The organism is Romboutsia sedimentorum (genome assembly GCF_030131845.1).
Lineage (GTDB): Bacteria > Bacillota > Clostridia > Peptostreptococcales > Peptostreptococcaceae > Romboutsia_D > Romboutsia_D sedimentorum.
The window spans coordinates 447313-472633 of sequence record NZ_JASKYM010000002.1; the positions used below are offsets into that span (position 1 = coordinate 447313).

The 25321-nt window shown below is 26.2% G+C and carries 21 protein-coding genes; 14 read left to right on the forward strand and 7 right to left on the reverse strand.

Features of this window, described 5'->3' with window-relative positions; all coding sequences use genetic code 11:
* Positions 1-33: 33 nt before the first annotated feature.
* Both QOZ84_RS07340 and QOZ84_RS07345 read right to left on the reverse strand, forming a co-directional pair.
* Positions 34-489: a hypothetical protein gene (locus QOZ84_RS07340; protein WP_284132301.1), complete on the reverse strand. Its 456-nt coding sequence runs from the start codon at positions 487-489 to the stop codon at positions 34-36.
* Positions 490-712: 223 nt separating this feature from the next.
* Positions 713-1057: a RidA family protein gene (locus QOZ84_RS07345; protein ID WP_284132302.1), complete on the reverse strand. Its 345-nt coding sequence runs from the start codon at positions 1055-1057 to the stop codon at positions 713-715.
* Positions 1058-1334: 277 nt separating this feature from the next.
* Between QOZ84_RS07345 and alr the strand changes: the two genes are divergently transcribed.
* The 4 genes from alr (at position 1335) to QOZ84_RS07365 (ending at position 5045) form a co-directional block, all read left to right on the forward strand.
* Positions 1335-2474: an alanine racemase gene (gene alr, locus QOZ84_RS07350; RefSeq protein ID WP_284132303.1), complete on the forward strand. Its 1140-nt coding sequence runs from the start codon at positions 1335-1337 to the stop codon at positions 2472-2474.
* Between the two features lie 36 nt (positions 2475-2510).
* A complete protein-coding gene (locus QOZ84_RS07355; protein ID WP_284132304.1) occupies positions 2511-3413 on the forward strand; it encodes a S66 peptidase family protein in 903 nt (300 codons plus the stop codon).
* 58 nt (positions 3414-3471) lie between these two features.
* Positions 3472-4062, forward strand: coding sequence for a DUF3867 domain-containing protein (locus tag QOZ84_RS07360; RefSeq protein WP_284132305.1), 591 nt, complete (start codon positions 3472-3474; stop codon positions 4060-4062).
* 167 nt (positions 4063-4229) lie between these two features.
* Positions 4230-5045, forward strand: coding sequence for an SEL1-like repeat protein (locus tag QOZ84_RS07365; RefSeq protein WP_284132306.1), 816 nt, complete (start codon positions 4230-4232; stop codon positions 5043-5045).
* A gap of 98 nt (positions 5046-5143) precedes the next feature.
* Here the strand turns inward: QOZ84_RS07365 and QOZ84_RS07370 are convergent, their stop codons facing one another.
* The gene (locus QOZ84_RS07370; protein ID WP_284132307.1) at positions 5144-7057 is read right to left on the reverse strand and encodes an ABC-F family ATP-binding cassette domain-containing protein; all 1914 of its coding nucleotides are present in this window, start codon (positions 7055-7057) and stop codon (positions 5144-5146) included.
* 243 nt (positions 7058-7300) lie between these two features.
* On the opposite strand from QOZ84_RS07370, the gene QOZ84_RS07375 reads away from it, so the two are divergent.
* The 4 genes from QOZ84_RS07375 to QOZ84_RS07390 all read left to right on the forward strand — a co-directional run bounded on the left by QOZ84_RS07375 (position 7301) and on the right by QOZ84_RS07390 (position 13014).
* Positions 7301-8074, forward strand: coding sequence for a sugar phosphate isomerase/epimerase family protein (locus QOZ84_RS07375; protein WP_284132308.1), 774 nt, complete (start codon positions 7301-7303; stop codon positions 8072-8074).
* 194 nt (positions 8075-8268) lie between these two features.
* Positions 8269-9495 carry a competence/damage-inducible protein A gene (locus QOZ84_RS07380; RefSeq protein ID WP_284132309.1) on the forward strand — a complete coding sequence of 409 codons (1227 nt, stop codon included), beginning with the start codon at positions 8269-8271 and terminating at the stop codon, positions 9493-9495.
* Between the two features lie 136 nt (positions 9496-9631).
* Positions 9632-10195 carry a DJ-1 family glyoxalase III gene (locus QOZ84_RS07385; protein ID WP_284132310.1) on the forward strand — a complete coding sequence of 188 codons (564 nt, stop codon included), beginning with the start codon at positions 9632-9634 and terminating at the stop codon, positions 10193-10195.
* 182 nt (positions 10196-10377) lie between these two features.
* Complete coding sequence (locus QOZ84_RS07390) at positions 10378-13014, forward strand: calcium-translocating P-type ATPase, PMCA-type (protein ID WP_284132311.1); 2637 nt, start codon at positions 10378-10380, stop codon at positions 13012-13014.
* A gap of 65 nt (positions 13015-13079) precedes the next feature.
* Here the strand turns inward: QOZ84_RS07390 and mnmL are convergent, their stop codons facing one another.
* Positions 13080-14018 carry a tRNA modification radical SAM protein MnmL/YtqA gene (mnmL, locus tag QOZ84_RS07395; RefSeq protein ID WP_284132312.1) on the reverse strand — a complete coding sequence of 313 codons (939 nt, stop codon included), beginning with the start codon at positions 14016-14018 and terminating at the stop codon, positions 13080-13082.
* A gap of 239 nt (positions 14019-14257) precedes the next feature.
* On the opposite strand from mnmL, the gene QOZ84_RS07400 reads away from it, so the two are divergent.
* Positions 14258-15736 (forward strand): VanW family protein, encoded by a 1479-nt coding sequence (locus QOZ84_RS07400; protein ID WP_284132313.1) that lies wholly within the window; start codon positions 14258-14260, stop codon positions 15734-15736.
* 47 nt (positions 15737-15783) lie between these two features.
* On the opposite strand, the gene QOZ84_RS07405 is transcribed toward QOZ84_RS07400, so the two are convergent.
* Positions 15784-16329, reverse strand: coding sequence for a DUF308 domain-containing protein (locus tag QOZ84_RS07405; protein WP_284132314.1), 546 nt, complete (start codon positions 16327-16329; stop codon positions 15784-15786).
* 147 nt (positions 16330-16476) lie between these two features.
* Between QOZ84_RS07405 and QOZ84_RS07410 the strand changes: the two genes are divergently transcribed.
* From QOZ84_RS07410 to QOZ84_RS07420, 3 genes are all read left to right on the forward strand, one after another.
* Positions 16477-16905 (forward strand): DMT family transporter, encoded by a 429-nt coding sequence (locus QOZ84_RS07410; protein WP_284132315.1) that lies wholly within the window; start codon positions 16477-16479, stop codon positions 16903-16905.
* A gap of 205 nt (positions 16906-17110) precedes the next feature.
* A complete protein-coding gene (locus QOZ84_RS07415; protein ID WP_284132316.1) occupies positions 17111-17764 on the forward strand; it encodes a YitT family protein in 654 nt (217 codons plus the stop codon).
* A 109-nt stretch (positions 17765-17873) separates the two neighbouring features.
* Positions 17874-18698, forward strand: a complete 825-nt coding sequence (locus QOZ84_RS07420; protein WP_284132317.1) for a MerR family transcriptional regulator — start codon at positions 17874-17876, stop codon at positions 18696-18698.
* Between the two features lie 197 nt (positions 18699-18895).
* Here the strand turns inward: QOZ84_RS07420 and QOZ84_RS07425 are convergent, their stop codons facing one another.
* Positions 18896-20332, reverse strand: coding sequence for a CehA/McbA family metallohydrolase (locus QOZ84_RS07425; protein WP_284132318.1), 1437 nt, complete (start codon positions 20330-20332; stop codon positions 18896-18898).
* A gap of 126 nt (positions 20333-20458) precedes the next feature.
* On the opposite strand from QOZ84_RS07425, the gene QOZ84_RS07430 reads away from it, so the two are divergent.
* On the forward strand, positions 20459-20962 hold the full coding sequence (locus QOZ84_RS07430; RefSeq protein ID WP_284132319.1) for a hypothetical protein: 504 nt from the start codon (positions 20459-20461) through the stop codon (positions 20960-20962).
* Positions 20963-21021: 59 nt separating this feature from the next.
* Here the strand turns inward: QOZ84_RS07430 and pdaA are convergent, their stop codons facing one another.
* Positions 21022-21855, reverse strand: coding sequence for a delta-lactam-biosynthetic de-N-acetylase (gene pdaA / locus QOZ84_RS07435; protein WP_284132320.1), 834 nt, complete (start codon positions 21853-21855; stop codon positions 21022-21024).
* 253 nt (positions 21856-22108) lie between these two features.
* Between pdaA and QOZ84_RS07440 the strand changes: the two genes are divergently transcribed.
* Complete coding sequence (locus QOZ84_RS07440) at positions 22109-25204, forward strand: helicase C-terminal domain-containing protein (protein WP_284132321.1); 3096 nt, start codon at positions 22109-22111, stop codon at positions 25202-25204.
* The last annotated feature ends 117 nt before the right edge of the window (positions 25205-25321 follow it).

A 25321-nucleotide genomic window follows, 5' to 3' on the forward strand; every position in this document is an offset into this window, starting at 1 on the left:
AAATGCTTCTACCTTTTAAGTAGAAGCATTTTTTTATTGTTTATTAACTAAAATTGCTATTTTAGCGTCTGGGTTGTAGCTTATTTGAACTAATTGATTTCTCTTAATATTTTCAAGGTCTTCGCCACCATAGTTAATTTGTAACTTTATAGGCATTTTTCCTTGTTTTATTATAGCAACGTATTCTTTTTTACCCTTTTTTTCTAAACTAATTAAATTACCAGCATAAGGTTTGAAATTTTGGTATTTATCTCCAGATTTCTTTATATAGAAATAAGTACCAGCAGCTATTAGTAAGTTAACTCCAAGTATAGCCCAAGAGTTTATACCAGCAAAAATCCCACCTATTAGCACAATAACCATTAAAACAATAGGAATGATAGCTTTTCTCATAAGTAATTTTCCCATTATTTCGTTAGCCTTTTTTTCAGGGCCGGTCATTGTTTTTGATCTAGCAAATGATTCTGCGAATTTGTCTTTAAAGCCCATATTAATCCTCCTAATTTAATAAATATTTAGTTATAATAACGATGTCATGGTTCAAACTAAAAATTTACTACATTTATATTATGTACAAGTTTGCCATTAAAATTTATATTCAAGCAAAGCAAAATATATTAATCATTTTATCATAAAATTATAAAAAAGAAAATAAATGTAGTAATAAAAACTTAATAAATATAATTTATAATTTTTTGTATATAAAAAACTATTATTTAACAGCCGCTACAACTGTCATTTCAACAAGTAAACATTCTCTTGCCATATTTGCCTCGACACAAGCTCTAGCTGGTTCAAAACCATTTTCAACCCATGCATCCCATATAGAATTCATATCTACAAAATCATTCATGTCTTTTACATATATTGTAACAGATAATAAATGTTTCTTATCAGAACCATATTTATTTAATAAATCGTCTATTTTAGCTAAAACTGCAGTAGTTTGCTCTTTTATATCTCCTTCTGCATGAGTTTGTCCACATAAATAAACAGTGTTATTATGAACAACAGCTCTGCTCATTCTTCCAGTTCCTTCGAATCTTTTTATTTCCATAATTAAAACCTCCAATAAATTTTGACAATATAAATTATAATATATATAAATTTAATAATCTATAGATATTATGATTTATATATATTTTAAATAGTAATAATATAACTAAGCATATGGCATTATCTATTTTGTATCCTAATTTTGTTATTAAAATTAATAAATTAGTGCCATTAGACATTAAAATGAAATAACATTATTATACTTTAAAGTAGAGAATAGTTGTTACTGTGTATAAATGTAGCAATTACTATTGAAATTCAAATATGAGGTGAAAAGAATGAATATTTCAAGACCTACATGGGTTGAGATTAATATAGATAATTTAATATATAATATTCGACAAATTAAATCTTTTATAGGTGATGAGGTAAAATTAGGTGTGGTTTTAAAAGCTAACGCATATGGACATGGATTGATAGAAATTTCAAATTTTATAAAACATGAACAAATAGATTATATATGCGTTGCATCATTACAAGAGGCGTTGCAGTTAAGACACAATAATATAAAAATTCCTATTTTAGTAATGGGATATGTATCTAAAGATTATATTGAGCAAGCTATTGATAGTAATATAACAATAACTCTATTTGATAATAAATATGCTTATGAAATAATAAATAAATGTAAGCAAATAAATAAGAGATGCAAAGTGCATATTAAAATAGATACAGGGTTTAATAGGTTAGGATTTAAGATATGTGGAGAATCTAAAAAATATAAGTCAACAATAAAAGAAATTAAAACTGTTTTAGAATGTGATGAGTTTATAGTAGAAGGTATTTTTTCTCATTTATCTCTCACAGACGAAACTACTGATAAAAATCAATATACTAAATTTAGTGAATTGATGAGAAGTTTAACTGACTTTAAGCAAATACCCATAAAACATATTTGTGATAGCATAGCAATGTGTAAATACACAGAGTTTCATATGGATATGGTAAGAGTAGGTTCTTGTATATATGGATATAATTCTAGGAATCAAAACTTAGTATTAAAAAATGTAATGACATTTAAATCAAAAATAATACAAATTAAAGAAATTCAAAAAGGAGAAGGTATAAGCTATGATAAAACATTTGTAGCTCAAAAACATATGAAAATAGGTATTGTACCATGTGGATATGCTGATGGGATTCCAAGGGAGTTATCCAATAAAGGATATGTAATTATAAATGGAAGAAAAGCTTTTATTATAGGGAGTATGTGTATGGACCAATGCATTATAGATGTATCAAGTCTTAGTGAAAATGATTATAAAGAGGACGTAATATTTTATGGAGATAATGGACCTGATTTATCTTGTATCTGTAAATTAGCAAATACAAATAAAAATGAAATTCTAGCAAGAGTCTCAAATAGAGTCTCAAAGATATATATCAGTGATAAAGATACGTTAAGAATTATAGAGTAGTATATTAATAAGGAATATATGTTAAGGGGGATAAAAATGAATGTAGCTAAAACTTTAAACATAGGAGATACCATAGGGATTATAGCGCCATCAGGGCCATTAAAAGAAGGTAGTGTTGAGCAAATAAAGAAAGGGATAGAAGAATATGGATATAGAGTTAAGATAGGAAAAAGTTGTTACTTACAGTATAAAGAGTACTTAGCAGGCGATGATAAAACTAGGGCAGATGATATAGAAAAAATGTTTAAGGATAATGAAGTAGATGCAATAATGTGTTTAAGGGGAGGGTATGGTGCTAGTAGATTATTAGACAATATAGATTATAGAGCAATATTTGAAAATCCAAAAATATTTATAGGTTTTTCAGATATTACAGCGCTTCATATTGTTTTTAATCAAATTTGCAATTTATCAACATATCATGGAATAATGGCATCTACAGTAGACAAGTGGGATAGTTTTACATACACATCTTTAATGGATTCTTTAAACTTTACAAATGAGTTATTTGTTAAAAATCCAATAAAAGAAAAAATGTATTCAATTTATCCAGGGACAGCAGAAGGGGTGCTAGTTGGTGGTAATTTATCTCTTATAGTATCTACTTTAGGAACTAATTATGAAATAAATACAAAGAATAAAATTTTATTTATTGAAGAAACAGGGGAAGATATATATAAATTAGATAGAATGCTTACGCATCTATATCACGCAGATAAACTTAAACATTGTAGGGGAATAATATATGGAGATTTTAATGATTGCAAAGGGTCAAATGAAGATGAAATAATTGAACTATTAAAAGAAACATCTGAGAGAGTTAAAAAGCCATCATTATATAACTTACAGTCTGGTCATTGTATACCTATGGTGACCCTGCCTTTAGGAGCATATTGTCAAATGGACACAAATGATCAAATAATTAAATTTATAAGGTAAGTTATTATAAGTATGTTATAATCAAATAAAAGAAAAACTTTAGCCAGGAGGAATGGATATGTCTGATGATAGAATAATCGATTTTAATGATTTAAAAAATAAAGTCAGAGATTCTGACGTAGATAAATTTGAACAATATATATATAACTTATATTTTTCTGTTATGGATGGAAGCTTAACTATGGTTGAATTTTCAAAAAAAATATTTGATTATATGCAAGAAAATAATATATCTCAAGAAAAGTTTATGAATATACAAAAAAAATTCATGGAGAGATATGGAATGGATTCAAAAGAAGTAGAAGATCAACTTAAAAACTTTGGAATAGACCCATTAAGTACAGGATTTGGTAACATAGATATTAATAACGTTACTAGTGAAAATATAGAATCAATTAAAAAAAGTGCAGGCTTTTATGAAAAATATGGGCAGAAAATAAAGCCTAAAAGTTGTATAACTACTTTTGTTAAAAATGATATTAACGACATTGAAATAGTAATAGATCAAGAAAAAGTTATGATTTATAGCAACAAAAAAATAAGTTTAATGGATGCAGAATTAAATGAATTTTTATTAGAATATAAAAATATGTTTAGTAAAAAAATAAAAGTAGTTTTATGTGAAAATTATAGTGAATATGAATATTAAGATTTTAAAAATATAAATAGTAAAATAGTACCTTTTAATCATTAGATTATTTTAAGGTACTATTTTTTTTGAATTTAATAAAACATAAATAAGGGAACATTAAATAATAAAACAAATAAAATGTAATATGCAGAGAAAATAAAAGAGCACTATAAGGGGGAATTTTAATGGCCATCAATGAGATTTTTAGGGAAATGTTCCACGATAAAAAAAAAGAAAATGAAATAGAATATCAAAAAGAAATAATAAAAAAAAGCTTAGAGAGTCAAGGGAACTTATTAAGTGATTTTGAAAAAGGGATGGACTTACTAGAAGAAGAAAATTATAAAGATGCTATGTTTTTTTTAGAAAAATGTGCACAAAATAATAATTCGCAAGCTCAATATGAAGTAGGAAAGATATTAAAAGAAGGACTAGAGGTAGAGCAAAATATAGAAAAATCTAAAAAATACTTATTAGAATCATATAAACATGGATTTAAAAAATCAGGAGCACTTTTAAGAGAAATGAGATATGAGGAACAAGGCAAATTAAATAAAAAAATAGACACAAAATTTAATAATAAAAATAGTGATTTGGGATTTAGTATAGACATGCCTATAGATTGGATAGAGTTAGGGTCTAAAAATAAAGCTTGCTTTGATGCTATAGCAATCGATAATTTTAATGGAGAGGTTATATTTAATATAAAAATGCAGGTGTTTTTAATAGAAATACCAGAAAATATGACAGGTTGTGTGTCACTTCAAAGAGTTGCAAATAATATGGGTTGTATAGAGTCTGTTGACTTTAACAATGGACACTGTGATGGAAAACTTATATGTGGAGAAGGCATTGATGGTACTTGTAATTATATTTTTATAGCTAAAGGTAAGAGAGGCGTTTATGATGTTAGGGTTATTGTAGATAAATATCTTGAACCTATATATGAGGATGTAATAGACCATATTATATATAGTTTTGACATAGTTGATAAAATATAATAAGTATTAATTTAGAGTTAATATAAAAAAATTTCATATTAGTCACGATAACGTGAATTTAAGATATGTATTAAATTCACGCTATCGTGATTTTTTTATTAGTTTTTAGAGTTAGATATTTCTTCTGCTAAATTATTTAAATATTCCCATCTTTCGTACTTATGTTCAAGCTCTTTTTCAGCTTCAGCTTTTTTATCAATAACTTCTTGTAGCTTAACAAAATCAGTAGCAAATTTAGAAGTACTATTTTCAAGGTCTTCTATTTTTTGTTCAAGTTTTTCAATATCACTGTCGATATTCTCGAATTCTCTTTGCTCATTAAAAGTAAATTTAAGTTTTCGCTCGCTTTTAGGTTTTTCTTTTTTAGAAGTAGATATATCTTCTTTTGCCTTTTTAGCTTCTTCAAATTCTATACCTTGGACTTCTTTATAAATTAAGTAATCACTATAATTACCTGTATAAACATGAATAGTTCCCATTCCTTCATATGCAAATATTTTATTACAAATTCTATCTAAGAAGTATCTATCATGTGATACAGTTATTACAACACCCCTAAATTCATCTAAATAATCTTCAAGTATATTTAATGTATCGATATCTAAGTCATTTGTAGGCTCATCTAATAAAAGTACATTTGGTGCAGCCATAAGCGTTCTTAATAAATGAAGTCTACGTCTTTCTCCACCAGATAATTTTCCGATTAAAGTGTATTGCATAGTTGAATTAAATAAAAATCTTTCACACATCTGAGAAGCTGATATTTTAGTCCCATCTGCAGTTTCTATATAATCACTAATTTCTTTTACATAATCTATAGCTCTCATTTGGGTATGCATATGAGAATCATCTTGATTAAAGCATGCAATTTTAACAGTTTCACCTATTTCTATATGTCCAGCATCAGGAGAAAGTTGTCCATTTAATATATTTATAAGGGTAGATTTACCCATACCATTTTTACCAATTATACCAATTCTATCTGTACGAGCTAGTGTATATTCTAAGTCTTTTATTAAAATTTTATCATCGAAGGCCTTAGATATATTGTGTATTTCAATTATCTTATTTCCTAGTCTAGTAGACCCAACTGATATATCCACTTTTCCATCATTAGAAAAATCATCTTGATTTGTTAAATAATCAAATCTTTGAAGTCTAGCTTTTTGTTTTGTACTACGAGCTTTAGCACCTCGTCTTACCCAAGCTAATTCAGTTCTTATTAAGTTTTGACGTTTTTCTTCCATACTAGATTCAAGTGCTAATCTTTCCATTTTTTTTTCTAAAAAGTTAGAGTAGTTACCATCATAGCTAAATAGTCTACCTTTGTCTAATTCGATGATTCTATTAGAAACTCTATCTAAGAAATATCTATCATGAGTTATCATAAGCAATGAACCACGTCTATTATTAAGATATTCCTCTAAGTAGTCAATTGTATCATTATCTAAGTGATTTGTAGGTTCATCTAGTATTAATAATTCACAAGGTGTAATAAGAGCTGAAGCTAGTGAAACTCTTTTTCTTTGACCACCAGATAGTTCTTTTATTTTTTTACTAAAATCAGATAAGCCAAGTTTTGTTAAGACCATTTTAGCTTCACTTTCTAAATCCCAAAGATTAAGAGCATCAATTTGTTCTTGCAAAGAAATTAGTTTAGTATTTAAAGAATCAGTAAAGTCTTTATTGATTTTATCAAGTGTTTCTTGATATTGTAATAATAACTTCATTTCATTAGAAGTACCTTTAAATACTTGTTCTAAAACAGTAAAATCTTCGTTATAATCTGGATTTTGAGGAAGATACTCGATTCTAACTCTATTTGCTTTAGTTACAGTACCACTATCAGCAACTTCAGCTTCAGCTATTATTTTAAGTAAAGTTGATTTACCGGTGCCGTTGACACCTATAATACCTATTTTTTCTCCTTCGTTAATACCTAGAGAAATATTTTCTAGCAATGTTTTTTCTGAGTAACTTTTACATATATTTTCTAAAGTCATTAAATTCATAATATCACCTATATTTCTAAATTATTTAGTTTGTTTTTCTCGAAGTGTTGATTATAAGCCTTTTTAATATGAATTATATAAATTTAAACAATAAGTATTGAAAAATGTATTATTCAAGGCTAAAATTTAAATTGTTGTAGTATATTCATACTTAAAATCTATATATATTATAACTCATAACAATAAACTACACTAATAATATTTAATAAATATTAAATAGGAGTATGTATCGGGGGTAGGAGTATGGAAATATACATTTCGCAGCTAGATGAAACTAAAAAAGTCCTTCCAATTATAAAAGAATACAACGTAGGGTTAGAAGTTGTTCAATTTGCAAGTCCTTTTATATTAGATAATAAGCAAATGTACTTATCAAGCTATAAAGAAGAGATTAAAGATGTATTAGATAAAATAAATATTTCTATACATGGACCATATGCAGACTTAATCCCAGGGGCTAGAGATAAGGAAATACGTAAAGTTACAAAAAAGAGATTAGAACAAGGATATGATGTAGCAAGAGACTTAAAATCTAAAAAAATAGTTTATCACAATAGCTATACACCAAATACATATACTCATACTGAATGGATTAAAAATTCTACAGAATTTTGGAGAGATTTTACACAAAATAAACTAGATGATATAGAAATACATATCGAAAATACAATGGAGAAAGATTGTTTTTTAATAAAAGAGTTAGTAGAGCAAATAAACAATCCTAATTTTTCTGTATGCTTAGATGTAGGTCACGTAAATACATTTTCAGATATTAGTATAAATAAGTGGATTGATGTCTTAGGTAGTGATATAAAACATATGCATATACATAATAATTATGGTGAAAAAGACACTCATAGTGGAATAGATAAAGGAAATATTGATATAATAGAACTTTTACAAAATGTAAATCAAAATATGAAAGATACAAGTGTGTCATTAGAGGTATTAGATATAAATCAACTATTAGAATCATTAGAGATATTAGAAAAATATAATTTAGTTAAAAAAAGATAAAAAAATTATTTTGATTTTTTTATCTTTTTTAGTATAAATGTTAACTTAATACAATTATCAACATTAAACTTAAATGTATGACTAAAGTTAGAATTTTAGAATAATAAAACTAACAAAAATAGATTAAACTTAGAAATTTATTACATTAAATTAATTAAAATAGTTTAAAATTATATAAAGAGGAGTGATTAGATATGAAAGCAGAAATAATAACAGTGGGAACAGAAATACTTTTAGGTGATATAGTAAATACTAATTCTCAGTATTTAGCTAAGGAATTAGCTATTCATGGGATTGAAGTTTATTATCAAAATACTGTTGGGGATAACGAAAAAAGACTTATGCAAGCTTTTGAAGAAAGTTTAAAAAGAAGTGATATAGTTATTACAACAGGTGGGCTTGGACCTACTAATGATGATATAACTAAGGAAGTTGCATGTAAATATTTTAATCAAGAACTTAAGTTACACCAACCATCTTTAAATAAAATAAAAAACTACTTTAAAAAGTTAAACATAGAGTTAAGTGAAAATAATAAAAAACAAGCATATTTTCCAGATGAAGCAATAATACTTGAAAATAATAATGGTACAGCTCCAGGGGCTATATTAAGAAAAGATAATAAAATAATAATAATATTACCTGGACCACCAAGAGAAATGAAGGCTATGTTTGAGGAGTCTGTAAAATTATATTTACAAAAGCTAACAGATAGTGTGTTAGTATCAAAAACACTTAGAACATTTGGTATTGGAGAATCGTTGTTAGAAGAAAAAGTAATAGATATTATAAATGCACAGAGTAATCCTACAATAGCTCCTTATGCAAAAGAATCAGAAGCTATTCTTAGAATAACTGCTAAAGCTAAAAATGAAAAAGAAGCAAATAATTTAATAAATCCAGTTATAGATGAAATTAAAAATAGAGTTGGCGAGTTTATTTATGGGGAGGGAAATACGTCATTAGAAGAAGAAGTTGCAAAGATAGTTGTAGATAAAAATATGACAATAGCAGTAGCGGAATCTTGTACAGGTGGTTTAGTAAGTTCATCTTTAATAAATTACCCAGGTATATCATCAGTATTTATGGAAGGGTGCGTAACTTATTCTAATGAAGCTAAAATAAGTAGATTAGGTGTTAAAAAAGAAACATTAGATAAATATGGTGCAGTAAGTAAAGAAACAGCTAAAGAGATGGCAGAGGGGATAGCTAAAAATTTTAATACCAATATAGGATTATCAACAACAGGAATAGCGGGTCCAGAAGGTGGAAGTGATGAAAAACCAGTAGGACTTGTTTATATAGGAATATATATAAATGGAAAGACAACTGTTAAAAAATTTGTATTTAGTGGAGACAGACAATGCATAAGGGTGAAAGCTACTAAAACTATAATTAATGAATTAAGGTTAAAATTATAAAATATATAAACGTTGTCTAAGAGCTAGATGTTTAAGTAATACATAAAATTATTTGATTTTATATTTAAGTTATTCTATTTACAAGATATGAATAATGTTAAAATAGTACTTAAGGACTATTTAAGGAGGAAAGAATATGAAAAAAGTGTTACTAATGATAGCAGAAGGATTTGAAGAGATAGAAGCTATATCAGTTGTAGATGTATTAAGAAGAGCTAATATAATCTGTGATATGTGTTCGATAAATAAGGAATATGTTAAAGGAACTCATGGCATATTGATAAAATCAGATTGTTGTATAGATGATATAGATGCAAAAGAGTATGATGCGATAGTTTTACCAGGAGGACTGCCAGGTGCTACAAATTTAAAAGACAATAGAGTAAAATCTTTTGTAGAGGAATTAAATAAATCTAAAAAAATAATTGCAGCTATATGTGCAGCACCAGAAACTCTAGAAGAATTTGGAGTACTTAAAAATAAAAAATGCACATCTTACCCAGGTTTTATAAAGGATAGAGAAAGTATTGAGTATATAGATGAGATAGTTGTAAAGGACGATAATATAATAACTAGTAGAGGCCCTGCAACATCTATAGCATTTAGTTTAGAGATTGTAAAAGCGTTAGGTTATGAAAAAGAGGCAGATGATATAAAAGAAGAAATGATGGTTAATTTTTATAATAAAACAGTAAAATAAATTAAAAGTGTAAAGTTAGCAATATCAAGCTACTTTATACTTTTTTTTATAAATTTATATTTCATACATACTACAAACTAATCATAAAATTTATTATATAAATTAATGTATTTTATTAATAAGTTAAACGATATAAGAAAATACTATCTATATAATGAAATAATTATAATAAGGAGGTAGAAATGTATTATAAACAACGATATATAGAATCTGTGAAAAGGTTAAATTCTAATATTAATGGATTAGAGAGTGATCAAATCCAAAAGCGATTAGATGAATTTGGATATAATGAATTAAAAGAAGGTAAAAAAGTACCTATGTGGAAGCTATTTTTAGAAAGTTTTAAAGACCCTTTAGTTATAATTCTTTTAATAGCTGCAATAGTACAGGTATTCTTAGGAGAAATGGTTGAGTCTATAATAATATTTATAGTAATTATACTTAATTCGATTCTTGGGGTAACTCAAACCAAAAAAGCAGAAGGTTCTTTGGAAAGTTTAAAGAAGCTATCATCTCCAAAAGCTAAGGTACTTAGAAATAATGAAAAGGTAAGCATATCAGCAAGGGAACTAGTACCTGGAGATGTAGTACTTTTAGAGGCTGGAGATTATATACCAGCGGATGGAAGAATTATAGAAGCTCAAAGTTTAAAAATCGTAGAGGGAATGTTAACTGGAGAGTCTGAACCAGTATTAAAGCACAATGAAAAGATAGATGAAGATGTTGGTATTGGTGACCAAAAAAATATGGTTTTTAGTGGATCTCTAGTTGTGTATGGTAGAGGTAGTTTTATAGTTACATCAACAGGTATGAACACTGAAATGGGAAAAGTTGCGGGTCTTTTAGAAAGTGCAGAAAATAAACAAACTCCACTTCAAGAAAAATTAGACCAATTTGGAAAAAAACTTGGGATAGCAATAGTTATAATAGCAATACTTATATTTATAATCCAAGTTGCAAGAGGATTTATAAGTGGTGGAAATATTGATAGAGGTAGCGTTATAATAGATTCGTTTATGTTTGCAATAGCAGTAGCAGTAGCAGCTATACCAGAGGCACTTTCTTCTATAGTTACTATCGTACTTTCTGTTGGAACAAATGATATGGCGAAAAAACAAGCTATAATAAGAAAGTTACCAGCCGTTGAAACTTTAGGATCAACTAGCGTTATTTGTACAGACAAAACTGGTACTTTAACACAAAACAAAATGACAGTAGTTGATTTTTATATGTATGAAACAAAAAAAGAAGACATGGAACCTAGTAACATAAATTATTCATATCATTCAAAAACGCTTACAGTTGCATCTGCAATATGTAATGATTCAAACATAAATCAAGAAGGAAAAGAATTAGGTGACCCAACTGAAGTTGCTTTAATAAAATTTGCTAATAATAAAAGTTTAGATTATCAAAAACTAAGAGAAAAATATGACAGACTAAGTGAAATACCATTTGATAGTGATAGAAAGCTTATGTCTACTGTAAATGATATATATGGAAATGCATATATGTTTACAAAAGGAGCACCAGATGTTGTACTTAGCAGATGTAAATATGCGCTAGTCGATGGAGTAGAAACCAAAATAAGTGATGAGATTATAAATGCATATAAAGAAATGAATGAAAACTTTTCAAAAAAAGCACTTAGAGTTTTAGCTTTTGCATTTAAAGATGTACCTGATGAGGATTTTGTGCCAGCTTTAGAAGATGAAGTAGACATGACATTAGTAGGACTTATGGCAATGATTGACCCTCCTAGAGATGAAGTTTTTGATGCAGTTAAAGACGCTAAAAGTGCAGGTATAAAAACTGTAATGATTACAGGGGATCATAAAACTACAGCTGCAGCTATAGCAAAAGAAATAGGAATTATGGATGAAGAAGATATAGCACTTACTGGACAGGAATTAGATGATTTAAGTGAAGATGAATTAAATGAAAAATTAGAACATATATCAGTATATGCAAGAGTATCTCCTGAAAACAAGATAAGGATAGTAAAAGCGTGGCAAGATAAAGGTAAAATAACAGCTATGACTGGTGATGGTGTAAATGATGCTCCAGCACTAAAGCAAGCTAATATAGGAATAGGTATGGGAAGTGGAACTGATGTTGCAAAAGATGCATCTGCTATGATATTAGTTGATGATAACTTTGCAACTATAGTAAGTGCAGTGGAAGTAGGTAGGACTGTTTATAACAATATAAAGAAATCTATAACATATTTATTTGCAGGAAACTTTGCAGGTATAGTTACAATATTGTTTGCAGTTTTTGCTAATTGGGCAAATCCATTTACTACATTACAATTATTATTTATAAACTTAATAACAGATTCACTACCAGCAATAGCTTTAGGATTTGAAAAACCAGAAAAAAATGTAATGTCTAAAAAACCAAGAGATCCAAATGAAAGTATATTAGCAGGAGGAACAATAAAATCTGTAGCATTTAGAGGAATGACTATAGCTATAGTAGTAATAATTGCACAATATATAGGAATGCAAACTTCTCCACAAGTAGGAACAGCGATGGCATTTTCTACTATTACATTAGCAAGGATATTACAAACTCTTCCTGCTAGGTCAAATGAATATAATTTAATCAAATTAGGATTCTTTTCTAATATGTATGTAATATATGCGATTATAAGTTGTATTCTAATCTATGGATTGACATTATTACCATTGGCAAGAGGAATATTCTCAATACCTCTAGATTTTGGATTTGAACAATTAGGAATATGCATAGGATTAGCTTTATTATCTACTGTAATAATGGAATTAGTTAAATTTAGACATAAAAACGAAATTTAAAAATATTAAAAAAGACCTGTAATATATAATATTACGGGTCTTTTTATAGTAAATAAGAATTTATATTATTTTTGAAATTTAATGCCTTGATAAGAATTACGTTTATTTAGTTCTGCATCGATAGAATTTAAAACTTCCCATTTCTTTAAACTCCATAGAGGACCAACTAGTTCATCTCTTTTGCCATCACCAGTTAATCTATGAACAATCATAGTTTCAGGAAGAATTTCAAGTTGATCACAAACTAGTTTTATATATTCATCTTGAGTCATTAAGGTCATCATATTTTTTTCTAACATTTTTTCCATAGGAGTATCTTTTATAACATGAAGTAAGTGGATTTTTATACCATCAACACCCATTTTAGCGACAACCTTTGCAGTTTCCATCATCATATCATAATCTTCTCCAGGTAGACCGTTTATTATATGGACTATTACCTTTATATTTTTAGCTTTTAATTTTTCAACACCTTTAACAAACTCTTCATAATCATGACCTCTATTTATCATTTTAGACGTATTATCATGAATGGTTTGAAGTCCTAGTTCTACCCATAAATTAGTTTTTTGATTAAGTTCTCCTAAATAATCTACTACATCATCAGGAAGACAATCTGGTCTAGTTGATATTGAAAGCCCAATAACATCATCAAGCTTTAATATAGTTTCATATTTTTCTTTCAACACCTCTAAAGGAGCATAAGTATTAGTAAATGCTTGGAAGTAACCTATATATTTTGCAGATGTCCATTTTTTATGCATCATCTTTGTTATATCATCAAATTGTTTAATAAGATTATCTTTAGGGTTACCAGCAAAATCACCAGAGCCATCTTTACTACAGTAAGTACATCCGCCAGAACTTATTTTTCCATCTATATTAGGACAAGTAAAACCAGCATTTATAGATACTTTAAATACTTTTTGTCCAAATGTATTTCTAAGATAGTAATTCCATGTGTGGTATCTTTTATTGTCAAAAGCATATTTGAATTTTGTCAATTGTATCACCTTTTTCTAATTAGTATTGTATACATTAATTTATATTACCATAAAAAAAATATATATACAAATTGCTATTATTTGAGCAAATATATGTTAAATCAAATATACAAATTAGTATTAAATTACCCTATATTCTAAAAATACTATTTACAATACTGTTACCTATTTTACTGAATATATATTTTATTAGATTAATACAATATAGTAATTAAAGGAATCAATGGGGGAATAAAATAATGGATAAAGACAATCTTAATGAAAATGAAAATTCTAATATCGATGAGGAAAAAGAATTAAATGAAGAAAAAGAATTAAATGTAGAAAATATTATTGAAGAAGACGAAAATTTAAAAAATAGTGAGGGGGCAAAAGGCGAAGAAACGAAACCTGAGAATGAAGAAATTATATGTGAAGAAAAAGAAGAAAACTCAAATCAAGAAGAAGATCTCAATCAAGAAAATCAAGAAATAAAAGATGAGTGCAAAAGGGTTATAAATAAAAAAGTAAAAATTACAATTGGTATTATAGCTATATTGGCAGTTGTATCATACATAATAATTAATTTAGTGGTATCTAAATATGATGATATAGTGTATCCTGGCTATTCTATATACGGAGAAAGTATAGTAGGTTTAAATAAAGAACAGTTACAAAATAAAATATATGAGTATAAAAATAAAATAGATAAAAAAATAATTAACATAGATGCTGGTGGAAATCTTTATAAATTAAATGTAGAAGATATAGTCCTAAGTTATAATGAAGATAAATTATTAAATCAAATATTTAAGGAAAATGAAGATAAAAATAAACTTCAAAAATTAGCTGTAATAATAAGAAAACAAAAAAATGATTATAAACTAGATATTGAAGTTGATAAAAGAGCGATAAAAGAAAAATCAGGTCAAATAAGCAAAGAAACTAGTAAAAAATGTGAAGAGCCTAGAGTTTTAATAAATGGAAAAAATATCAGATATGAAAAAGGTAAAAAAGGTATAAAACTGGATGATAAAGACTTTTTATCAAATATAGAGAAGTCTATAAAACAAAATAATATAGATAAACAAAACATAAAAATAAGTGGTAAATATATAGATGACAATCCTAAAGTAAATATTAAAGATGTAGAAGATGTAAATTATAGAATATCAACTTTTTCTACTACATATGGATCTGGTGGAGGCAGAGGTCGTAATATTGAAATAGCAGCAAGTAAAATAGATGATTTACTTTTAATGCCTGGAGATGAGTTTTCATATGAAAAATCAGTAGGACCAGTAACTCAAAGTAATGGGTATACATATGCGCCCGTTATAAGTAATGGAGAACTTATACAGGGAATAGGTGGTGGTTTGTGTCAAGTATCATCTACTTTATACAACACACAATTAAAAGCTGGTATAGTTCCAACAGAAAGAAGAAATCATTCAAAGGCAGTTAGTTATGTTCCTAGAGGGCTAGATGCTACATTGGCAACTGGAAGTATTGATTATAAATTTAAAAATACTCATAAGTACCCTATAGTTATAAATACTTATGCTTTTGGGGGAAATTTAACTATAGAGTTTTGGTCAAATAAAGATGCACTTAAGGGAGTAGAGTATAAGCCCGTAGGATATGCAAATGGAAAAGTTGCAAACACATATCTTTATGGTTACGATAAAAACGGGAAAAAGGTATATGAGAAACATATAGATACAAGTATATATAGATAAAAAAAGTGTTGCTAATAATAAAATTAGCAACACTTTTTTACTTCATTTTAACGTCTAAGTCTATTACCTGTAGATAGTAAGTAGACTCCTAAGAATATTATAAGTAATGATAATATTGATGCAATAAATCTAGATAAAAAGAATGGAGAAAACACCAATACAAAACCGAATAATAATTCGAATATTCTCCAAAATCCTAATTTGAAATAAGGATTATTTCTAGATTTAAGTATTTTTGATAATTGTGAAAATATAAGGTAAATACCAAATAGAGAGGACATAATACCTTGTATTTTATTTGGAAACACAATTAATAAGAGAGCACCCACTAAAAGTATAAGCTGTATACGTATAAAAGGAGCAATTTCATTTTTAGGTGCGTATCGTCTAAGTTCATTAATATTTTTTAGATTTAAATATGCAGCAAATAATAAAGCTATAGCTAGTATCCATGATACTATTTTTATTCCAATACCCTTATAAAAAAAAGACAAAGTTCCTAATGCAAGAAAAAGGACACCCATTATTATAAATTTATTACAATTTTCTTTTTTATAGATATTATCAAAGTTGATATTAAATATCTGAAACATTTTATCACCTCGTAAATTTTAATTACATAATCAATTTAAAGTCATTATAACAAAAAAGCTTTTTAAGAGTCAACTTACTTAGATATGGTTATTAATAAATAGGTTGTATCATAAAATTAAAATAGAGATATTAAAGGAGGGACTAAAATGTCAAATATAGGAGCGATAATATGTGCAATATTAGCAGGAGGGTCTACGGCACTAGAAGCGTTTGTAAACGGCGAATTAGGTAAAAATACTACGGCATTAACTGCAACTTTTATAAGTTTAGTGGTAGGCGTTTTATTTTTTTTAATAAGTATTTTAGTAACTGGGGATTTGAAATCTTTAATGAATATAAGCGATATAAATCCAAAACTACTCATTGGAGGTGTATTAGGAGGGCTTGTAATATACTTTACAGTTAAGTCAGTGCCAACATTAGGTGTTTCAAATACGTTAACATTAATAGTAGTTTCTCAAATGCTAATAGGTCTTTTAATTGATGGTATAATTTTAGGACAAGGAAGTATGCATTTATATAAATATATAGGAGCTATTTTGTTAGTTATAGGAACTTTTTTTATATTAAATTAAGTATATGTTTAAATGATAGTATTGATTTTCATAATATGATTTCTACTTAATAATATTTTTTTAAATAGTTTGTGTAAAAAATAAAAGTTATATAACAATGATTAATTTACATAACTGGGAAAAATAAATTGTGTACATTGGTATTATACTAAGGTATATAATATAATAAGTATTAATTTATACAAATTAAATTAGGAGTGATATTTTGCGGTCAAAACAACAAATTTTAAAAAGTGTATTATTAATAGTTTTAGGATCATCGATATTATCTTTTGGAAGTTACAATTTCAATTATCAAAATAGTGTAACAGAAGGTGGAGTTTTAGGATTAATACTTTTGATAAAAAATATATTTGATATATCTCCAGCTATAACAAGTTTAATAATAGACGTATCATTATTTGCACTTGGTTCTAAATTTTTTGGAAAGCAATTCTTATTATATTCACTAGTATCTACAACTACATTTTCTATAACATATAAAACCTGGGAAAGTATAGGATTTTTGATACCTAGTCTTATGAATAACATGCTAATAGGAAGTATATTGGCTGGTGTTTTTGTAGGTGTAGGTGTAGGATTTGTAGTAAGAGGAGGAGGCGCAGCAGGTGGAGATGACGTCATTGCTCTTTTAGGTAACAGATTTACAAAATTAAAAGTAAATCATATTTACCTAATAACGGATGCTATAGTTCTTTTGTTATCATTAGTATATTTAGATTTTAAACAAGTATTTTTCTCTATAATTGCGGTAACTATAAGTGGTAAAATAATAAGTTTGATTTATAAAGATAAAGATAAAGATAATGATGATGATGAAGGTAAAGAGTGTAATGAAGAAGAAGTAATATTATTATAATTATAAAAGCTATGAGCTATTTAAAATAACCTTGATAAAAGGAGCATTTTAATTTACTCATAGCTTTTATAAAATAACTTAAAAAAGTTGCATAGGAAAGGGTTATAATATGAAAGATTATTATAAAATAGGAGAAATCTCTAAAATATATGGCATAGGAAGAGATTCATTAATGTATTATGAAGAGTTAGGTATATTAAAACCATTTAGAGACACTAATGGCTATAGAATGTATCGGATATCAGATATTTGGAGGTTAAACTTAATAAAAGAATTTAGAAATTTAGATTTTCCAATGAAAAAAATAAAAGAATATTTAGATTGTAGAAGTATAGAAAATACAAACAAAATATTAAAAGAAGAAATAAATCTAATAGATAAAAAAATAAAAGAACTTGAAAAACACAAAGAAAATATAAGCAAAAGGCTAGATTCTATAGATGATGCAGTCAATAACTCAAAGTTAGAAGAAATAGAACTAGTTTATATACATGAGAGGAAAGCATTAAAATTAAATGCTGATATAAAAAAGGATGAAGATGTAGATTTTTTGATACAAAAACTTCAAAAAGAATATGAAAGTAGGTTTAATATACTTGGAAACAATAATATTGGAGCCACATTTTCATTAGATAAAGTAAAGAAAGACATATTCAATGAGTTTAAGTCTGTATTTTGCTTTTTAGAGGAAAATGAGCTGGTATATAATATAGTGGTAAAAGAAGGTTATTATGTAACGTTAACGTATAGCGGTGGATATAAAAACAATAAATTTTATTTAAGTAAAATGATGAATTATATAAATCAAAATGGTTATGAAATTATAACAGACCCTATAGAAATATATAAAATCGACATACATGAAACAGGAATTGTAGACGAGTTTATTACTGAAATACAGATACCTGTTAATATAAATAAAGCTAAGAGTTAAAAGATATATGAACTTTGCTAAATAAAAATAAATTAAATAGTAACAAAAAGTAGAAAAATATCATAATATTAAATATAGATACTAATCTATTTAGGTCTATTTATATGAATTATGTGTCAAGGCTTATAAATATAAATGTGCGGAATATAAAATGGTAGAAACTTAGAATAAGTTTCTACCATTTTGATTTAATAAAATTATTTTATCCATATAGGTGCAGTAACAGATATTTTATCATTTTTTTGAATTATTTTAACATAATAAAACTTATTTTTTATTGATTTAGAGCTAAACTCTAACTTAGCTAGATTAGAATTAAATCTTTTGCTTTTTATTATATCGCCTTTATTGCTTATAATTTGAATTTCCTCTATCTTATCTTCAAAATCAGTATCAATTACACTTACGCAAAATCTAAGTTTAGAAGTTTTACTTATTGTAGACCCCATAGGAAGATCGTTTATAGTGTAATCAATTTTAATATTTTTATCTTCTGTAGCATAGACTCTCATATGTTTAAGAGCATCGTATAAGCCATCCTTAGTTAAATCAGTAGATAATACCACTGTTCTAAATTCATTAGCTATACCAAAGTCAACTCTATGATTGTCTTGATTACAAGTTGGGGCTAAATGCCATCCATTATCTAATGCCAATTGATACATATCATGAGATCTAATGTTTTTTTTAATATCTTTATTATATCCATTTCCGACCTCTATCAACGAGATAAAGCTATCTCCATAAGGTGAATATTTTAAGTTATTAAATTTCCCAAACTTATCACATGGGTGGTTAAATTGACCAATTAAATCGTCTTGATTATAAATCAATTTATAAAAATCATCTAATTCCATATCAGGTAATTCTGAACAAACAAATCCTTCTGAATTAAATATATTTATATGACCAATCGGATTTTTCACGTTATAAGGATAAGTCATTTCAAATCCATTAAGAGCTATAAATTTTCCATTAGAAGTAAACATATTTTTATATTTTGTTAGTTCATTCCACTCATTACTAAATGATGCATTTTCTATATTACATTCAAGATTATTATCTAGCATATTAGAATGTTCTGTTATGGCAAAAAAGTCTAAATTGGCTTTGTCTCTAGCTAAGTAGTAAGCATCACTATAACTACCATGACCATCACTTGCTGCTGTATGAGAATGCAATAAACCTCTGTAATGATTATAAACAGGTGTACCGACTACAAAATACCATTCAAGAGAAGATATTTTTTTATTATTTGATGAATCTCGTGCCTCTAGCTTTACTATCTGAGTACCTCTTTTAAATTTTTTATCAGGAGTATAGCTAATTTGGTTTTCAGAGATAGTTGATTTTTTAGTTACGTCTTGGTAGTTTACAAATAATTTAATTGAAGAAGTATCTATATTGCTTTGATTAGAATAATTTATTTTTATAGTTGGTTTAGAAACTATATATTGTTCACATTTATTTGGAGATACAGAGTTTATAACCAATTCATTATTTTCTAAATTACTAGTTTGCAAAGTTTTTTCATTTGATAATTTAAAACTAAAAAAATTATCATATGAGACTTTACTTATTGTAATAAATGAGAACAGTAACATTAATAATATTATCTTTTTTTTTGATGTCATAATAATCAGTCCTTTTTATAAAAATATAATAATTATGTTGTGTATTTTTTTATGTGTACATACATGAAATTATAGGATACTTTAATATAATTTACTAAAGGGCAAAACATTTACAAGGAGGGTACTATGAAAATAGAAGCTATTGAGATAAATAAAAGCAAAAAAGAAGCCTTAAAGCATGTATCAAGAAAAATGCCATTAATGAGTAAAGTTTCTCAGTTCAATACAGTAGTGAGTGATATACATTTAGAATATATAGAACTAAAAGTATTAAATTATGAAGTAATAAGTAGAGAAAAAACAAATAAGGTATTTAGACATGAAACAAAAAAACATTACATAACAATGCTAGTGAATACTTTTAATGGATATTCTGAATCTATTGATATAATACCTAGCACAACAAGAAGGTATGTAACTAAAAGCCGTATAAAAAAAGCTAAAATAGGTGAATGTGATATTATAGAAGGTGTTAAAAGTGAGATTATGAATTTCTTAGGAGAAAAATATAAAAGCAATACAATAGATAAAATTAATTTACAAAATATTAACATAAAAGAAGTTAAAAGTATTTATAAACCTTATTGGGTAGCAAATTTTAGAGGTAGAAGTATATTAGTTGATGCATAAAGAACTATAAAAAAGATATAGAGCAAATTAATTGTCTCTATATCTTTTTTATGAAAAAATTAATTTTTAGTATTGTTTTTTATTAAGTAGTCTAATGTTTTTAGTTTATATCCTTCTTTTTCCCAGTGAGTAAGTACTTCATCTAATATCTCAGTATTAGTTTTAGAGTTTGGGTGAAGTAAAACTATCGCACCAGGGTGAGTTCTTGAATATATCTTTTCTTTAGCATATTCATGTGTAGGTTGCTTATCATTATACCAATCAACATAAGCAAAGCTCCAAAATATTGAACTATAACCTAAATCTTGAGTATATTTTAAAGATTGTTCGCTAAACTTACCCATAGGCGGTCTAAAGTATTTGGGAATATCTTTACCTGTAACATCTTTGTAAGCTTTTTCAACGCTAGTAAATTCAGATTTAAATTTATTGAAATCTGTAATTTGTGCCATTGAAGGATGTGTTTTAGAATGATTACAAACTAAATGACCTTCTTTTTCCATTCTTTTTATTAAGTCAGGATTATTTTTGATATAGCTTTCAACAACAAAGAACTGAGCTTTGACATTGTGTTTTTTTAGAGTATTAAGTATGCTCTCAGTAGTACCATTTTCATATCCTGCATCAAAAGACAGATATAAAACTTTTTCATCAGGTGCTCCAACATAATAAGAATTATATTTTTTAAAGAAATTAGCTTCCTTTATTGGGTCTGGTTGTTTTCCATCATTTCTAGGATTAAAGTACCAACTATATTCTTGAGTACTAGGATCTTGGTTTAATATTTGAGTCTTGGACTTATTAATCATATGAAAGTTAGTCCCAACTAACACACAAAATACTAATACAAAAAAACTAAGAATAAAATAAGTTCTAGACTTTCGATTGTTCATAAAATCACCTCTAGTTGTTATAAAATTGTAATATTAATCTATATATAGTTTCTATAAATAAAGTTAAAATATACTCTGAAAATCAAAATATTATTTTAAACTATAAATAATGATTTTATTGAAATCGTAATAATTTATAAAAATATACTTTTACTTTTTGGATAAACTTATCATATAATTATGTATACAAAACGAGTGAAAATAAAATCTTATTAAGAGAATTTAAAAGATATTTTATTGAAAGGACTAAAAAATGAAAGATACTATAAATACATTATCTAATGAAGTTACAAGCATTTTAGATAATGTTGTATATTTAGATATAGAAACAAGCGGGTTAAATTTGAATAACTTTGAAATAATAGAAATTGGAGCTGTTAAAATAAAAAATGGTAATAAGCAAATATTTAACACCTTAATCAAAAATCAAAAACCAATTTCGACACAAGCATATTCTCGATATAGTGATTTATATAAAAAAAACATTCAAAGTGCGCCTAAACTAAACAACATAATAGATGAATTTGTAGAATTTTTTGAAGATGCAGTAATTATTTGCCACGACACATTGTTTATAAAACAAATTTTAAATAAATATATGCCAAAAATAAAAAATAAAATTATAAACTCTATGGAATTAGCAATTGTATTAGAGCCATACCATAAAGAATATAATTTAAATTATTTAAAAAAACAATTAATAAGTAGCACTCAAAAAATAGATAAGAAGTCGCTTACTCTACATAAAATAGAAGATATGATTAAAATAATTAATGTGTTAATAGTTAAATTAAAAAAGTCAGAAGAATCTACATTAGAGCCCTTAACATTTAAAATAAACTCATATCTAAATAAATTCATGCTATCAAAATGGGAATGGAGTGAGTTGATAGATAATGCTTCTTATACACAATATCATTATGAAAAAGAGATATTGAGGGAAGACAAAGGTATAAAAGAAAAAGATATTTTAAAAAAGGTTTATAAAAATGATAAAAACTATGAAGAATTATTAAAGGATGAAAGTATATGGGAAAGTAAAGAGGGATTTTTATATGAATATAGACCTGGTCAATATGAACTTACAAAAACTATAAGAGAAACATTTAAAACAAAATCAGCTAATCCTAAAATAGCATGCATACAAGCGCCCACAGGAATAGGAAAAAGTGTAGGATATTTGCTTCCTGTAATTTTAGAATCGAGGCTTAATAATAAAAGAGTTATTATATCTACTGATACAAAGGAATTACAAATACAGCTTATTAATAAAGATATACCTAATGTATTGAACTCGTTAAATCTTAACAATAAAGTTAGCTATGGATATATAAAGGGGAAAAATAATTATATCTGTGTAGAAAAATTGGAGATTTATAAAAAAGATTATAACGAACAAAATCCAACTATAGAAGAGATATTAGGTATTATAATATTAGAAAGATTTATAAAAGATGGGAAACATGGAGATATAGAAGAAATAAATCATTTCATAATAAGTCATTTTGAAAAAATGGATATCCACTTAAGATATGTAATGTGCGATCCTAATTTATGTAGGCCTAAAAAATGCTTTAAAAATTGCTTATATAAAATAAGAACAGAAGAATTAAAGGAAGAAGATATAACAGTTATAAATCATTCACTACTTGCTAAATGGCCTTATAAGGAAGAAAAGCCATTGGAACATATAATAGTTGATGAAGCACATAATTTAGCTGAAAAAGGATATGATTTTTTTTCAAGTATCATTGATTATAAGATGTTTAGCCATTTTTTAAAAGAAATATATCCATATGAAAATATAAATAATAGCATATTTGCATACGAAAATAAAAATAAAAAAATAAAACCATTTGATAAATTTTATCATCATGTACATTTTGATAGAAATATAAAAAATAAGATAAGTACTAATATAAATTTAATAATAGAAGAAATGAAAAATATATTAGAATTTGGAATGAATTCACATTATAAAAATATAAGTAAGTATAATTTAAGGTGGGAATTAAATCTACAAGAAAATGAAATAGCAGGAAAGATAAAAATTGATAATGAAATAAAAAATATAACTTACGATAAATATAGCCAAGTAATAAAAAATAGTTGCGATAAAATCATAAGAAATTTAGTATCTATATTGATTATAATAGATAGAAATTTAGATGACGATAGTATAGATAAAGAGTCTGATGTTTATAAATTTGGAAAAGCTAGAATAAATGAATTAGAAAACATAAAATCTGTATTTCAAACCTTTATGGAATATAGTAAAGATGATGATTTTGCAAGGATAATTGAAATAGATAAAAATTATAATTACTTTGAAATAAGAGTTGTTCCATTAAAATTAGCTGCATTATTTGAAGAAAATATATTAACACAAATAGAAAGTGGTGTATTTTTATCAGCTACTTTAAGTGTAGAAAATAGTATGGATTATTTTAAAAATACGTTAGGTATAAACAGAGTTGAAAGTATAGAAAAAATAATACCTCCGTTATATGATTATAAAAATAGAGTATCAATAATTGGTTTAAATGATTTGTGCAACTATAACAATAAAGATTTTCCAAAAGAAATGAGTGATGTTATAAATAATGTATCTAAGATAACACAAGGTCATTTACTATCTTTATTTAATAGTAGAGATAGGCTAGAAAAAACGTATAATTATCTTTTAGACGATTTGAATAATCAAAATATAGAAGTTTATATGAATAAAAAAGGTATTAAAAATTTAAATGACATAAACAAAAAGTGTGTAGTATTAGGTTCTAAGGGTTGTTTTGAAGGCGTAGATATACCGGGAGATGGATTAATCTGTGTTACATTAGATAAAATACCAAATTTAAATCCCAAAGATCCACTGTATTCAACAATTATGAAAAAATATAATTTGCCTTATCATGTTGTGAATTATCCACAGATGGCTATAAAGGTTAAACAAGCTATGGGTAGAATTTTAAGGAGCCAATATGATTATGGTTGTTTTGTGATTTTTAATACAGGAACTAATATTCATACTATAAAAAAATTAGAAAGAGATTTACATGGATGCAGGATAAATATTATGGGCAAAAACAAAATAACAGAATGTATAAGTGATCACTTATATAAGTCTAGAACTGTTGTTATGAATAAGACTTTAATGGAAATTATAGATATATTAAAATATGATGATAATATGAACATTAAAAATGTAGAAAAATTTATAAACAAGCAAATGAAAAATAGAAATATAAATAGTAATGTGGTTGATTTTAAAGACGAAATCTTAAAAATAAATTACTATAATCAAAATTACTCAATACATAAAGATAAACTTAAATATAAGCCTAAATAAATATTTTGTATATAAAATAATATGCCTATTTTTATATAAGCAAACTTATATGTTGAATAAGATATAACAATTTAGAAAAAATAACTATTATAAGGAGCTAAATATAAATGAAGAAAT

Excerpts from the sequence above, each read along its gene's own strand:
- QOZ84_RS07340 (WP_284132301.1), bottom strand. The coding sequence starts at position 489 with ATGGGCTTTAAAGACAAATTCGCAGAATCATTTGCTAGATCAAAAACA.
- QOZ84_RS07345 (WP_284132302.1), bottom strand. The coding sequence starts at position 1,057 with ATGGAAATAAAAAGATTCGAAGGAACTGGAAGAATGAGCAGAGCTGTT.
- alr (WP_284132303.1), top strand. The coding sequence starts at position 1,335 with ATGAATATTTCAAGACCTACATGGGTTGAGATTAATATAGATAATTTA.
- QOZ84_RS07355 (WP_284132304.1), top strand. The coding sequence starts at position 2,511 with ATGAATGTAGCTAAAACTTTAAACATAGGAGATACCATAGGGATTATA.
- QOZ84_RS07360 (WP_284132305.1), top strand. The coding sequence starts at position 3,472 with ATGTCTGATGATAGAATAATCGATTTTAATGATTTAAAAAATAAAGTC.
- QOZ84_RS07365 (WP_284132306.1), top strand. The coding sequence starts at position 4,230 with ATGGCCATCAATGAGATTTTTAGGGAAATGTTCCACGATAAAAAAAAA.
- QOZ84_RS07370 (WP_284132307.1), bottom strand. The coding sequence starts at position 7,057 with ATGAATTTAATGACTTTAGAAAATATATGTAAAAGTTACTCAGAAAAA.
- QOZ84_RS07375 (WP_284132308.1), top strand. The coding sequence starts at position 7,301 with ATGGAAATATACATTTCGCAGCTAGATGAAACTAAAAAAGTCCTTCCA.
- QOZ84_RS07380 (WP_284132309.1), top strand. The coding sequence starts at position 8,269 with ATGAAAGCAGAAATAATAACAGTGGGAACAGAAATACTTTTAGGTGAT.
- QOZ84_RS07385 (WP_284132310.1), top strand. The coding sequence starts at position 9,632 with ATGAAAAAAGTGTTACTAATGATAGCAGAAGGATTTGAAGAGATAGAA.
- QOZ84_RS07390 (WP_284132311.1), top strand. The coding sequence starts at position 10,378 with ATGTATTATAAACAACGATATATAGAATCTGTGAAAAGGTTAAATTCT.
- QOZ84_RS07400 (WP_284132313.1), top strand. The coding sequence starts at position 14,258 with ATGGATAAAGACAATCTTAATGAAAATGAAAATTCTAATATCGATGAG.
- QOZ84_RS07405 (WP_284132314.1), bottom strand. The coding sequence starts at position 16,329 with ATGTTTCAGATATTTAATATCAACTTTGATAATATCTATAAAAAAGAA.
- QOZ84_RS07410 (WP_284132315.1), top strand. The coding sequence starts at position 16,477 with ATGTCAAATATAGGAGCGATAATATGTGCAATATTAGCAGGAGGGTCT.
- QOZ84_RS07420 (WP_284132317.1), top strand. The coding sequence starts at position 17,874 with ATGAAAGATTATTATAAAATAGGAGAAATCTCTAAAATATATGGCATA.
- QOZ84_RS07425 (WP_284132318.1), bottom strand. The coding sequence starts at position 20,332 with ATGACATCAAAAAAAAAGATAATATTATTAATGTTACTGTTCTCATTT.
- QOZ84_RS07430 (WP_284132319.1), top strand. The coding sequence starts at position 20,459 with ATGAAAATAGAAGCTATTGAGATAAATAAAAGCAAAAAAGAAGCCTTA.
- pdaA (WP_284132320.1), bottom strand. The coding sequence starts at position 21,855 with ATGAACAATCGAAAGTCTAGAACTTATTTTATTCTTAGTTTTTTTGTA.
- QOZ84_RS07440 (WP_284132321.1), top strand. The coding sequence starts at position 22,109 with ATGAAAGATACTATAAATACATTATCTAATGAAGTTACAAGCATTTTA.